We start from the raw sequence: 14,030 nt of genomic DNA on the forward strand, positions 1-14,030 counted from the left end.
TTTTTTATATTTCTCGATATTTTCCTATTTCTAAATCACCTAACGAAATATCACCGTAAGCAACTCTTTTTAAGTATATTACTTCTCTTCTAAAGTGTTCTACCATTCTTTTTACTTGATGGTATTTACCTTCTTTAATTGAGATGTAAAATTCAAAATCATTTATTTTCTCAATAAATGGTTTTGATGGTGTATATGGATTATTCTTTCCATCAAGAATTTCAAATTCCTTTAATAGTGAATCAGGATTGAACTTTTGATCTGTCCTAACTAAATATGTTTTATAGATATTCTTATTAGGAGAAATAAGATCATGGAGTAAATCACCATTGTCTGTTAATAAGAGTAACCCTTCTGTATCGATATCAAGTCGCCCTGCGATATTTAGTTTTAACCTTGTATAAGGTTCTTCTAAAAGATCGAAAACTGTTTCGTGAAGACCATCTTTGTTAGCTGAAACATATCCTTGAGGCTTATGGAGCATCAAGAGGATGTTTTCTTTATAAATAACTTCTTCACCAAAAATAGTTATTTTATCATTTACCGGATCAATATTGATAGAGGAATCCTTAATTACTTCATCATTAACAGTTACTTGTTTATTCTTACATACTGCTTTCATTTCTTTTCTTGAACCATATTTCATATTAACTAATAATTTATCTAATCTCATCTAATCATCCTATTCTAAAAAGATGTGTTCTTCCATCTTTTTCTATATTTACTCAACTTCAAAATTGTGTGTATATACAATGTCGCCTTCTATTTCAAATACTATTTCATATGAACCAACAGTCCAGTTATTATCGACACTAAAATAACCAACTTGTTCATCGTAAATAATTGTTGTATTCATTGATTCAATTAAAACATCATTAAATGTAACATCATAAACATACACATTAACTGTTTCATACAATATATCCCTTGCTGAATAGCTAATATAAATAACACCATCACTTGCAATAATGTAATCCAAAGGTTCATCTGGATAATAAGTTGTTTCGTTAACTTCATTACCGATTGCTACATCATAAATAGGACCACTATTAGCAAAGAATAAAAAGTAAACAAAGGCAACAATTCCAACAAGAACCAATAGTCCTGCAATTTTTCCTACTTGGCTTTTCCCTTGTCGTGGTTTACCATACTGCACTCCACCTGAGGCATGAGCTTCAAATTTTCTACCGTAAACATTAGAAGGTCTATCATCATCTACCATACCTTCTTGAACTGATTGGTTATAGTTGTATTCTTTTTGTTCTTCTTGAACGGGTTCATCATAGTAATCACTAAAAGGGTCTTCTTTTACAGATTCTACTTCTATTGCTGAACCACAACTTGTACAAAATTTAGCATTTTCACTATTTTGTGCACCACAATTTTTACAATACATAATTTCACCTCATTTTTCCCTATCTGTCTTAATTATATCATAGTCCAAAAAAGAAAAGACAAGTTTCTTCTAACTTGTCTTTTGTTGATATTTTTTTATCGTCTTATAAATTGAATAACCTGATACTTTCTCAAAATCATGATCAATCTTTTTTTCCATTTGAATCGAGTTAACAATCTTTCTGTATTCTCGATGCTTAGTACTTAATACTATCGGGTTAACTTGTTTTTCGTTTGCATCTTCAATTAATGAAAGAAATTCAATAATAACTGAAACTTCTTCAGCTGTGAATAAGTCATAATCTATTGGATATGTATACATTATTACTCATCTAAGTTTGAAGAATCACCAAAGCAAATACCAATCGCTTTAGCAGCTTGAACATATTGTCCTTCTGGATCAACTGTTTTACCACCACCACGTGATGTTTCTCCTACTTCTCCTGAACCTACAACTTCTTCTAATGGAACTGAAGTAATTTTTCTTCCGCGAAGTTGTACCATTCTTCCACTTCCACCACTCATTAGTAAATCAACAGCGTTAACTCCAAATAGTAATCCCAAAGCTCTATCAAATTGTGATGTAACTCCACCACGCTGAATATATGCTAAGTTAGTATGACGTACTTCGTGTTCAGGAACTAGTTCTTGTAATTGATCAGTAATTACTTGTCCTATTCCTCCTAAACGGATTGAATCGGCACTATCTTTAATAATTTCACGAATATGTTGTTTACCATCTTTAGGTTTAGCACCTTCAGATACAACAACAATACTGAAATTACGACCAAATGCATCTCTTTGTCTAATTTTTTCAACAACACTTGTTAAATCATAAGGTATTTCGGGGATTAATATAACATCAGCGCTACCAGCTAATCCACCTTCAAGTGCTAACCATCCACTATTACGACCCATAACTTCTACAACCATTACTCTATCGTGCGAGAATGCTGTTGTATGGATTTTATCGAGTGCATCAGTAATAGTTTCTAATGATGTATTATAACCGAATGTAACATCAGTTGATGGTAAATCATTATCAATTGTTTTTGGAACTCCGATTACTGGAATACCTTTTCTTGAGAAATCACGAGCACTAGTTAAAGTACCGTCTCCTCCAATTACGATTAAAGCATCAACACCTAAATATTTCAAGTTTTTAACTGCTTCATCTGAAACATCTTTATAAATAACACTACCGTCAGGTTGTTCAAAAGGTAAATTAAATAAGTTATCTTTATTTGAAGATTTTAAAATAGTTCCACCTTCGTGCATAATCCCTGAAACACTTCTTAACCCTAAAGGACGATAATCGTTTTTGTATAATCCAGAATATCCTCTAGTAAAACCAACAACTTCAAGTCCATACTTGTTAACTGCTGCTTTAGTGATTCCGTTGATTACTGCGTTAAGACCACTACAGTCCCCACCACCGGTAATGATACCGATCTTTCTAATTTTTTTATTCACTATATTGCCTCCTAAATGAAAATCATTTTAATTATACTTAAAATATCACTGAGAGTAAACAAAAATACAAAAGTGAAAACCTTTTCATTGAGAATTTGTTCAATATGCACATAATCAAGAAAAAATATAGTTTACTTTTGTTTAAGTTCTATAACTTTTTTGTTATAATATCTAGCGAGGTGGTAATTATGTTACTGATGAAAGATGTAATAAGAGAAGGTCATCCAACTTTAGCTAAACGAAGTAGTTTAGTTGATATCCCTTTAGATGACGAAACAAAGCAAACATTAAAAGATATGATGGAATTTTTAGAGAATTCACAAGATGATAAAAAAAGTGAAGAATTAGGTTTAAGACCCGGAGTTGGTCTTGCTGCACCTCAAATAAATATTCCAAAACAAATGATTGCGGTTATGACAACAGATGAAACTGGTGAAAAATTTTATAAGTTGTTATTAGTTAACCCTAAAATAGTTTCTCATAGTGAAGCAAAAACATATATCCCTGGTGGTGAAGGATGTTTAAGTGTTGATAGAGAAGTCGAAGGCGTTGTTCCTAGACATAAGAAGATTAGAGTAAGAGCTCATCATTATTTACCTGAGACTGATGAACTAAGAAAAATTGAATTACGTGTAAGTAATTACGTTGGTGTTGTTCTACAGCATGAAATAGATCATTTAAATGGTATTTTGTTTACAGATAAAATTGTCCCTGATTTAAATGATATTGAACCCATAGTGTTCCCATTGGAAGAATTAGAAGAATAAAACCAAGAGTAAACAAAAAGACTTCAAACGAAGTCTTTTTTTTATTATTTTATTAATATTTTTATAAAATTATTAAACTAAATGCTACACCAAGAATACCTAAGATAGCTAAAATTGCTAATGCTTTTTTAGGCATTTTACCACCATTTGTCATTGCCTTACCAAACATACCAAATACTAATGGATGAATCAAGAATGGCATTGCAAAGATAAATGAAATCAAGCCTACAGAACTAAAGCTTGTGTTAACAGTTTCAAACATTCCGCCCTGTATAGCTGCGAATAATCCAAAGTGAGATATCGCACTACTGTTAGCCATAGCTGCACTTTCTAAATCCATACCTGCGAAGTATAATAATGTGAATCCACCGAATACTGCAACAAGTTGCCAACCAATCGAGAATAGTATCAATCCCATAATTTCTTTTCTTTCGACACCATTTGCACTTCTTAAAGTACGGAGTGCCCAATAAGTTAAGGCAATTCCTAGTGCAACAACAATTAAAGCCGGTACTAATAAGAATCCTTTTAATCCCATTTCAACAGATCTTGTAACACTAATCGCTAGGATAGTGAATACAAATAAATGTCCAAAGAATGGAATGTTAATCATAATCGGAGCTCTTTCTTTTGCTACTTCTCCGATATCTCCTGCGGTACATGCACCAGTAAGTCCACTATGTGATAAACTACCAGCCATACCTGGAGCTAAAATATCAACATCATTTGATTTACCCACAAATACTAATAAAGATATACCAACAAACATCCAGAATAATTGTCCAAAGAATCCATAAGACATTACTTGTAACATTCCGTCTAATTGGAAGGCATCTAATAATCTAGTACCACCAGTTATAAATACCCCAGCCAATACAATTGGAATACCACCAAATAATAATGCTCTCATTGTTGGACCAGGTCGCCAATCACTAAAGACCATACCTAGTGTACTAGAAATAATCATTGCAAAGAAAATTTGCGGTAATGCTATTAAAGGATTAATTACTGCTGAGATTAATAATCCTCCTAATAGGATAGCTAAAATAATTATGATTTCCATTACACCTCTACCAAGGTAAACTCTTTTGTTCGCAATTTTTGCTTTACTATCAATCAAAATAATAGCAACTGCTACTCCAAAGAACGCTAATAAAGGATAAAAATCATCCAGAGATGTTTCTTTATAAGTTAGTAAATCTCCCCAGCCAATTGAATTAAACATATTGTCTAACCCCATATAGGCAATACGATATAGTGAGATAATTCCAATTAGAATAAAGAATGCTCTTGTTAAGAAAATCAATTGTGTTCCCTTAGTACCTAAGATAACTTCTTCTTCGTTTAGAACAACGTCATCTTCTTTAGGTGTTTTTGGTTTCCAAAACGTATTTCTTAGTTTCTGTCCCCCTACAAAAAATGTTGCAATAAGTGCAATTATGGTTGTTCCCCCAGTTAAACCAACAACTGGAAATTCAGTTAATCCCGCTGTTGCAAGACCACTCATTTCTAAAACCATTCCTAATGCTAATCCAAAGACAACAATAATTAATATTGGTGAATATTTAGATCCAGCAACTGCACTACGTGCAATCAACACTACAACTAGTAACATTGCGAGTGTTAAAACTAAATGCGTGAAAATTTCAAAAAGTTCCATTTTAACCTCCAAATATTTTTTATATAAAAAAGGGGTGTCGTTACCGGCACCCCTTATATATCCTTAGGTTGTATTTTTCGTGTGAGTAATCATATATTAAAAGCTAGGGCTACATATTATAAATCGAATCGAAATTTTGAAACTATAAGTGAGTCCTTTTAATAATTATATCATCAAAATTTAATCTTGTCACTTTTTATAATAGTTGCAATTTATTGTTTTATTTCGTCTGGAAATAGTTTTTTAGTGAGCCGTACATTCCACGCTGCAACTTGAACTTGAATTGTATAAGCAATTGCAATTAGCAAAGCGGTTATTCCCGCTTCTGGAAAAGTTGTTAATGCTATTGCTAGAGATAAAGATAAACTTCTAATTAGCGTTCCATTTACTAAAGCAATCCCATTATTTCTATTAAAGAATAAGCGTCCTGTCCCAACACTTATTATAAAGAATAAAGCATATAGAATTAATAAAGGAATTATCATATCGATAAGGATACTTGGATTATTGACAATTTTTTCTGCTTTTAAAGAAATTGCCACAAAGATTATTAATACTACTCCAAGAGTAGAGAATAGAGGGAATTTTGGTTTTATGTATGTATGAAACTTAATTGCTGTATATTTCTTAATTAAAACTCTTTGTGTAATGAATGCTAAAATAGTTGGCAAAATCACTACCACTAATATTTGCGTAAATATTTTCATAAATGGAACTGTTATTGCTTCTCCTAAAAATAAAGTAATATATATAGGTGATAGTAATGCTCCAAGTAACAAACCAAAGATTACCATTTTAATCGCAGCATTGATATTCCCTTTTGCCATAGCTGTCCAACTTATCGTCATCCCAGACGTAGGTAATAAAGCTATTAGTAATAAACCTAATCTTAAATACTCATTATCGCTAAAGAATATTAGTCCTAATCCATATGCGATTAATGGAAATACAATAAAATTAATTATTTGTGTTACTATTTGAAGTTTAAAATTCCATTTCTCAAAAATAGTTTCTAACTTCAGAGTAACCATCATCGGATACACTAGTAAAAATGTTAATGGTAAAATGGTTTTTGCTAGAAAACTAAGATCAAAATAGTATCCTAGTATAATTCCTAATGCCATAGAAATAAGAACACTTATTATAAGTTTCTTTTTTATCAACGTTAATATTTTAATCAATATAATCACCTCTAGTTTATTGTCTTCTATAATATAACAAATTTTGTGTATTAAGACAAATAGTTTGCGTGTAAACTATTTGTCTTAATACTTTTAGATTCCTTACAAAAAAAACTCAAAAAATGTAAGACGGAAATGTAAACTATTTGAACTATTCATATTTAATTAGTTCATCTAATAGCATTTATTATAGATTTTTGCTAGTTTTGGGTTTATAATAAAGATAGGATAAGTAATAAACTTCTGGAAGGAGTGATTATATGGAATTATCTAGCAGATCGCAAAAAAAGGTTGATAGTATTGTACTAAACGCTTCTCGTCTTTTTGTACAACACGGATATCATAAAGTAACAATGGAATCTATAGCTCAGTATGCTAATGTTTCTAAAGTAACTTTATATAAATATTTTGCTGACAAGCAAGTCCTCTATGAACACATTCTAAAAACCATTTACTTAGAAGAATACAATGAAATCATTGAAGTTATTGATAGTCACGTACCATTTGAAGAAAAAATTGATGGTGTTGTTAAAGCACGCATTAAAAAATACTACGATAACAATAAACCAATATTTCATGGCGAAATAACATTAAGTTTAGATCTACAAAAATTTATCAAGAAACATAAAAAACAAATGATTATACAAAGAAAGAAACTATATGAACAAGGAAAAATGGAAGGTTTCATTTGTGAAGATGTTACTGATCAAACTTTAGAAATGTATTTTAAGATAATTCAAAAAGGACTAGTGTCTGAATTCAAAGATTTAGGTGAATTAGAGAGCGAAAACCTATCACAATTACTTAAAATTCTATATGCAGGAGTACTTGGGTGCCAAAATTAAATTTTGGCATCTTTTTTATTGACTTTCTATCTTATCTATTGTAATATACCCGTATGCGTATATAAGTATATGGAGGTTTAATATGAATGATTTATTAGAACTATTTAAGGTGTTAAGTGATGAGACAAGATTACGAATTATTAATCTGCTTAAAACACAAAGTCTTTGTGTTTGTGAGCTTGTGGATATCTTAGAGTTGACACAACCTAAAATATCAAAGCACATTGCTAAATTGAGAGCTATTAATTTAGTAAACACAAAACGTAATGAACAGTATATTTATTATTCATTAAATGAGGAAAACGATGATTACTTAAAAGTTATCAATGTTGTTTTTGGACTTGATAATAAGTTATTAGCTAAAGATTTAGATAAAATAAATAAAATAGAAAGTTTTGTTTGTACAAAGTAGGTGTAATTTATGAATATATTCAATAAGTTTAACGACATCTTTCTTAAGATGACATGGTTATATGATCTAATCGAAAAACTTGTAGTTAATGTTTTTGGATTAAATATGGCAACAAGGGTTGGAAATAGTGTTCACTTCTTTATCTATGATGTTATTAAGATATTTATATTACTATGTTTCTTAATCTTCTTAATTAGTTATATTCAAAGTTTCTTTCCCCCAGAAAGAACGCAAAAGATATTAAGTAAATATCGTGGTATTAAAGGTAATATTATTGGTGCTTTATTAGGTACAATTACACCATTTTGTTCTTGTAGTAGTATTCCAATCTTTATTGGATTTACTAAAGCAGGTTTACCTTTAGGAATTACCTTCAGTTTCTTAATTTCTTCTCCTTTGGTAGATTTAGCTTCCTTCTTAATTTTAATGAGTTTCTTTGGAATTGAGTTTGCATTAGCCTATGTAATTGTCGGTTTATTTTTAGCCGTTATTGGTGGTACAATAATTGATAAGTCTAAAATGGAAGATTATGTTCAAGATTATATAAAAGATATTAAAAAGAATAATCAAAGTAAAAGTGTTGAGATAAGTTTTGAAATGAGTTTAAAAGAGAGATTAGAATATTCGTATGAGCAAGTAAAAGAAATCATTGGCAGAGTATGGTTGTATATCTTTATTGGTGTCGGTATTGGGGCAGCAATTCATAACTATATCCCTGAAAGCCTAATCGGAGCAATTTTGGGTGAGAATAATCCATTCAATGTATTCATTGCAGCCATTGTAGGAATTCCTATGTATGCTGATATATTTGGTACAATTCCTATTGCTGAAGCGTTACTAGGTAAAGGTGTAGGAACAGGAACTGTCTTAGCATTTATGATGGCAGTCACTGCACTTAGTCTTCCTTCTATGGTAATGTTAAGTAAAGTGGTTAAACCTAAATTACTAACTATGTTTATTGTTATTGTATCGGTTGGTATAATCATTATTGGTTATTTATTCAATTTTTTGCATTTCCTATTTGTATAATAAAAAAGCACACCGAGGTGTGCTTTTCTTTTACTTAAATAATTTTGCCAATTCCCCACCAAATAATGGGATGAATCCTAATACAAATGCTATTAAAAATTGAACTATTGTAATTGAACCATTGATATAGAAAATCGAATTAATACCTGGAACAAACACTACAATTATTAGTAATGCAAATCCTACTAATACAGCGTAGTTTATAAGTTTGTTTTCAAATAATTTCATTTTAAAGATTGATTTACTTTCGCTACGCGCTGAATAAGTTCTTAATAATTCACCTGTAATAATAGTAATGAAAGCAAATGAGTACATCATGTTTTCTCCACCAATTAAATCTCTACCGATGTAATAAGATATTAATACAGCTATAGTTAAGAATACCGCTTGGAAAGCAATCGCTAATCCCATTTTTTTATCAACAATACTTGCGTTAGGATCAATCGGTTCTTTATCCATTACACCATCTTCTTTTTTCTCTAAACCAAGAGCAAAGGCAGGGAATGAATCTGTAACTAAGTTAATCCATAGTATTTGAATTGGCATTAATGGGCTGTCCCAGGTAAGCAGGATTGCTGTAAAGATTAATAACACTTCACCAACATTACAACTAACTAAGTAAGCAACGAATTTTCTTATGTTTGCATAGATAATTCTTCCTTCTTCAACAGCATCAACTATCGTAGTGAAATTGTCATCCATCAAAACCATATCAGCTGCTTCTTTTGATACATCAGTACCAGTTATACCCATTGCAACTCCAATGTTTGCTTGTTTTAAAGCTGGTGCATCGTTAACTCCATCACCAGTCATACTTGAGATTTCTCCAGTTTCTTGCAAAGCTTTTACAATCATTACTTTATGATTTGGAGAAACTCTAGCAAAAACATTTGTTACTTTTACTAGATCTAAAAACTCAGGATAACTTAATTTATCTATTTCTTCACCACTTAAAGCATTAGTATTTCCATCTAGAATTCCTAGTTCTTTACCTATTGCTGAAGCAGTAATTTTATGATCACCAGTAATCATAACAACTCTAATACCAGCTTTATGACATACTTTGATAGATTCTTTTACTTCTTCACGAGGGGGATCAATAATTCCTACTAATCCTGTGAATACTAAATCGTTTTCTTCTTCTTTTAAATCACTATATTCTTTAACTTCTTTATAGGCAAACCCAAGTACTCGTAAAGCATTTCTAGCCATACCTTGGTTAGCTAATTCAACAACTTTTACAAATTTATCATCAATGGGTTTTACTACTCCGTCAAGTAAGTAGTACTTACAAGCTTTAAGTAGTTGATCAGGAGCACCTTTAGTGTATATTTGCTTCTTTCCATCGATTTGATGGACAGTACTCATTAGTTTACGATCACTATCAAAGGGGAATTCATCAATACGAGGATAAGTTGTTTTCATATCCTTTTGCATATCACCATTTTTTGCAGCAAGTGTAACTAAAGCAAGTTCAGTTGGGTCTCCAATTAATGATTCACCATTTATACTTGAATCATTACATAGTACCCCAATACCTACTAATTTACTTACATTAGCACTTCCACCTTTTATCTCACCAGTAAATTCATATCCATGCCCTGTTACTTCAACAATCGTATTATTATCAAAAACTCTTTTAACAACCATTTTATTTTGCGTTAAAGTTCCAGTTTTATCACTTGATATAACTGTTGTAGAACCTAAAGTTTCAACTGCATTCAATTCTTTTACAATGGCATTCTTAGTTGCCATCTTACGCATCCCCATTGACAGTACAACAGTAATTACAGTTGGTAGTCCTTCTGGAATGGCAGCTACTGCTAAACTAACAGCAACCATAAACAAGTATAATGTATCATAATTTGTAATTCCTAAGTAGTTATATACCATACCTACAACAAAAATCAGTAATACTACGACAATACTTACTGTCCCAAGCAATTTACCTAATTTGTCTATTTTCTTTTGTAGAGGAGTCATTTCATCTTCTACTTCATTTAATAAGTTTGCGATATTACCTATTTCAGTATCCATACCTGTTTTAGCAACAACACCTACAGCACGTCCATAAGTAACTATAGTGCTCATATAGCCCATATTGATTCTATCCCCAATCGGGGTATTAACTTTGAGGATTTCTAAAGCATCTTTTTCAACTGGTACACTTTCACCTGTTAAAGCTGATTCATCAACTTTTAAATTGATAGTTTCAATTAGTCTTAAATCTGCTGGTACATAATCTCCTGCTTCAATTAAAACAATATCACCAGGAACTAAATCCTGAGAATCTATATTTTCTAATTCACCGTTACGCATTACTTTTGCATGAGGAGCACTCATACTCTTAAGAGCATTTACAGCATTACTAGCTCGTTTCTCTTGAAACACACTTAAAGCTGTGTTTAAAATTACAATCGTAAAAATAAAAATACCATCAGTTAAGTGACCACTAGCAACAATACTAACTATTGCAGCAGCAATTAAAAGTAGATTTAAAAAACCTGTTAACTCGCCAATTATCATATGGAAAACAGATTCCTGTTCTCCTTCTTTTAACTTATTATAACCATATTTTTCACGACTTTGCACCACACCATTAGAAGATAATCCTTCTTCTTTTGTGGTACTTAATTCTTTTAACACTTCGTTAATTTCTTTTGAGTAAGTTTTCATATTATCACCTTTTAATATTATACTACAAATTTAATCGTTAAAAAAATAAAAGTTATTTTTTAACAATTTGTTTATATATAAGGATTTTGATATAATATAACCAAGTTAGGAGTGATTTGATGGTTAAGTTAGAAGACATAAAAAATTATGAAGCTTATTTAATTGAAAAAAGAAGAGATTTTCATATGCATCCTGAAACAGGATTCGAAGAATTTAGAACATCACAAGTAATCGCTGAAGAGTTAAGAGAACTTGGATTTAAGTTAATTACTGGTGTTGGAGTTACTGGAATCATCGGAACTCTAGAAGGACCAATAAAAGGGAAAACTGTATTATTAAGAGCTGATATTGATGCCTTAAGCATGCAAGAAGAAAATGACGTTCCTTATAAAAGTCTAAATGATGGTAAAATGCATTCTTGTGGCCACGATACACATACAGCTATGCTCCTTGGAGCTTGTAAGTTCTTTAGTGAAAATAAGGACCTATTAGAAGGTAAACTAAAAGTAGTATTCCAAAGTGCTGAAGAAGGTCCAACTCCTGGCGGAGGTATCAGTGTTGTTCAAGAAGGACATTTAGATGATGTTGATGGTGTATTTGCACTTCATATAACCACTAAATATGAAAGTGGTAAATTCAAAATTAAACCAGGTCCAGCAATGGCTGCACCTGATGAGTTTAGAATTAGAATAAATGGTTTTGGGACACATGCTAGTGCTCCAGAAACTGGTAGTGATGTTATTTTAACAGCTGCTGAATTAATTACTAAAATTCAAACTATCACTTCAAGAAATACAAAAGCAGTGGATAGTGTTGTAATAAGTGTTTGTACGATTAACGGGGGAACTAGTTTTAACATTTTACCTGATCATGTCGACCTACGCGGTACAATTAGAACACTAAATAAAGAAACAAGACAATTTGTTTTCAAAAGATTAGATGAAATTGTTAATGCAGTTAGTAAACTAAATAACTGTAAAGGTGAATTAGAAATCATTGAAGCTTACCCTCCACTAATTAACGATGTTAATGAAACAATGTTCATTGTTGGATTAGCAAAAGACTTAATTGGTGCAAAAAACGTAGAAGTTCTAACCGAACCTTCTATGGGTGGAGAAGATTTTAGTTATTACCTAGAAAAAAGACCTGGAGCTTATGGTTGGCTTGGTGGTAGAGCTAAGAATCAAAAAGAAGTATATTTTAACCATAATCCAAAATTTGATATTGACGAATCAAGTCTTTTAATTGGAATGGGAATGCATATAAATACTGCAATTGAGTTTTTGAAGAAATAAAAAAAAGAGTTCAATGAACTCTTTTTTTGTTATCTTAGTTTAATAAATTTTTGAACTCCGTTTTTATATACTTGTTTATATTCTCCCTCAATAAGAGGATAAATATAATCAAAGAAATCTTGAGTTACACCTTTTTTGTTTTCTGTTAACCAGTTTTCTGGAATTGTTTGTTCTTGGTTTGCAACTTTTGTGACATCGACAGGTACATATTCTATTTTATAAGGATGACTTGATAGGCGTTTTATTCCTACCATTTTACATGTTTCACCTTGTAAGGCAAATTGTACAGCATGACGACCTACTTCTACTGCTTCATTAACATCTGATTCACTTCTTACAAATGATGCAGCACGTTGTGGTGATGATAATTCTATTGCACGGTAACCAATGTTAAGTTTTTCTTCTAGGTAATCACCTAAGAACATTGCTACTCCACCTAATTGCTTATGACCAAATGCATCTAATGTTGCACTCATTGCTCCTATGAAGTTACCATCTTTATCTCTAATTCCTTCACTTACAGCGATTAAGCAATTTTGGTTTTCTAAGAATATTTTATCTACTTCTTCTACAAAAGCATCTAAGTCAAATGGTACTTCTGGGATATAAACTAAGTCAGGTCCAAATCCTTCATTAGTTGCAACATGTGCAGCAGCTGTTAGCCAACCAGCATGACGTCCCATTATTTCTACGATTGTAACTTTACCACGAGGATAAACTGTACTATCGCATTTTAATTGCATTAAAGTATTGATAATGTATTTAGCAGCACTACCAAACCCTGGTGTATGATCTGTTAATGGTAAATCATTATCTACAGTTTTAGGTACTCCCATAATTCTAACTTCATAGTTTGTAGTTGCAAAGTATTCACTTAGTTTTACTGTTGTATCCATTGAGTCATTTCCACCGTTATAACACACATAACGAATATTATTATTCTCAAATACTTCATGAATTCTTTTGTATGTTTCTGGGTCTTCTAAATGTGATTTTAACTTAAATCTAATACTACCAAATGCACTTGCTGGTGTATTCAGTAATAACTCTAAATCTTCAATTTCACTAGCATCAATGAAGTCTTCTTTTAAGATTCCTTGTATACCGTGTTTTAATCCATAGACCTTTTCAATTACATTGTTATTTTTTAAAGCTTCACTTAATACTCCGTAAGCACTAGCATTAATAACACCACTAGGTCCACCTGATTGTCCATATAATAAATTTCCTTTTAACATATATATTCACTCCTTATTTCATAATCCAAAACAATTATAACAATTAGTATAACATTTGA

At 31.2% G+C, this 14,030-nt stretch carries 13 protein-coding genes; 5 read left to right on the plus strand and 8 right to left on the minus strand.

The window, feature by feature from the left end; all coding sequences use genetic code 11:
* Positions 1–4 precede the first annotated feature (4 nt).
* The 4 genes from KQ51_RS08920 to KQ51_RS08935 all read right to left on the minus strand — a co-directional run bounded on the left by KQ51_RS08920 (position 5) and on the right by KQ51_RS08935 (position 2,868).
* Positions 5–673: a pseudouridine synthase gene (locus KQ51_RS08920; protein ID WP_038471306.1), complete on the minus strand. Its 669-nt coding sequence runs from the start codon at positions 671–673 to the stop codon at positions 5–7.
* 48 nt (positions 674–721) lie between these two features.
* A complete protein-coding gene (locus tag KQ51_RS08925; RefSeq protein ID WP_038471307.1) occupies positions 722–1,396 on the minus strand; it encodes a zinc ribbon domain-containing protein in 675 nt (224 codons plus the stop codon).
* A gap of 69 nt (positions 1,397–1,465) precedes the next feature.
* On the minus strand, positions 1,466–1,717 hold the full coding sequence (locus KQ51_RS08930; protein ID WP_038471308.1) for a UPF0223 family protein: 252 nt from the start codon (positions 1,715–1,717) through the stop codon (positions 1,466–1,468).
* 2 nt (positions 1,718–1,719) lie between these two features.
* Positions 1,720–2,868 (minus strand): 6-phosphofructokinase, encoded by a 1,149-nt coding sequence (locus KQ51_RS08935; protein WP_038471309.1) that lies wholly within the window; start codon positions 2,866–2,868, stop codon positions 1,720–1,722.
* A gap of 188 nt (positions 2,869–3,056) precedes the next feature.
* On the opposite strand from KQ51_RS08935, the gene def reads away from it, so the two are divergent.
* Entirely contained in the window at positions 3,057–3,635 is a 579-nt protein-coding gene (gene def / locus KQ51_RS08940; RefSeq protein WP_038471310.1) for a peptide deformylase, read from the plus strand.
* A 61-nt stretch (positions 3,636–3,696) separates the two neighbouring features.
* On the opposite strand, the gene KQ51_RS08945 is transcribed toward def, so the two are convergent.
* Together KQ51_RS08945 and KQ51_RS08950 are read right to left on the minus strand one after the other, a co-directional pair.
* The gene (locus KQ51_RS08945; RefSeq protein WP_038471311.1) at positions 3,697–5,295 is read right to left on the minus strand and encodes a hypothetical protein; all 1,599 of its coding nucleotides are present in this window, start codon (positions 5,293–5,295) and stop codon (positions 3,697–3,699) included.
* 212 nt (positions 5,296–5,507) lie between these two features.
* Positions 5,508–6,476: an arsenic resistance protein gene (locus KQ51_RS08950; protein WP_038471312.1), complete on the minus strand. Its 969-nt coding sequence runs from the start codon at positions 6,474–6,476 to the stop codon at positions 5,508–5,510.
* A 260-nt stretch (positions 6,477–6,736) separates the two neighbouring features.
* Here KQ51_RS08950 and KQ51_RS08955 point away from each other — a divergent pair, with 260 nt between their 5' ends.
* The 3 genes from KQ51_RS08955 to KQ51_RS08965 all read left to right on the plus strand — a co-directional run bounded on the left by KQ51_RS08955 (position 6,737) and on the right by KQ51_RS08965 (position 8,762).
* Positions 6,737–7,321 (plus strand): TetR/AcrR family transcriptional regulator, encoded by a 585-nt coding sequence (locus KQ51_RS08955; RefSeq protein ID WP_038471313.1) that lies wholly within the window; start codon positions 6,737–6,739, stop codon positions 7,319–7,321.
* An 82-nt stretch (positions 7,322–7,403) separates the two neighbouring features.
* Positions 7,404–7,733, plus strand: a complete 330-nt coding sequence (locus tag KQ51_RS08960) for an ArsR/SmtB family transcription factor (RefSeq protein WP_038471314.1) — start codon at positions 7,404–7,406, stop codon at positions 7,731–7,733.
* Between the two features lie 9 nt (positions 7,734–7,742).
* Complete coding sequence (locus KQ51_RS08965; RefSeq protein ID WP_038471315.1) at positions 7,743–8,762, plus strand: permease; 1,020 nt, start codon at positions 7,743–7,745, stop codon at positions 8,760–8,762.
* Positions 8,763–8,792: 30 nt separating this feature from the next.
* On the opposite strand, the gene KQ51_RS08970 is transcribed toward KQ51_RS08965, so the two are convergent.
* On the minus strand, positions 8,793–11,438 hold the full coding sequence (locus KQ51_RS08970) for a calcium-translocating P-type ATPase, PMCA-type (protein ID WP_038471316.1): 2,646 nt from the start codon (positions 11,436–11,438) through the stop codon (positions 8,793–8,795).
* Between the two features lie 119 nt (positions 11,439–11,557).
* Here KQ51_RS08970 and KQ51_RS08975 point away from each other — a divergent pair, with 119 nt between their 5' ends.
* Entirely contained in the window at positions 11,558–12,733 is a 1,176-nt protein-coding gene (locus KQ51_RS08975) for a M20 metallopeptidase family protein (RefSeq protein WP_038471318.1), read from the plus strand.
* A 29-nt stretch (positions 12,734–12,762) separates the two neighbouring features.
* Here KQ51_RS08975 and KQ51_RS08980 read toward each other — a convergent pair whose 3' ends face one another.
* Positions 12,763–13,971 (minus strand): 6-phosphofructokinase, encoded by a 1,209-nt coding sequence (locus tag KQ51_RS08980; RefSeq protein WP_437178349.1) that lies wholly within the window; start codon positions 13,969–13,971, stop codon positions 12,763–12,765.
* Positions 13,972–14,030 lie beyond the last annotated feature (59 nt).

The organism is Candidatus Izimaplasma bacterium HR1 (genome assembly GCA_000755705.1).
Classification (GTDB): Bacteria; Bacillota_I; Bacilli_A; order Izemoplasmatales; family Izemoplasmataceae; genus Xianfuyuplasma.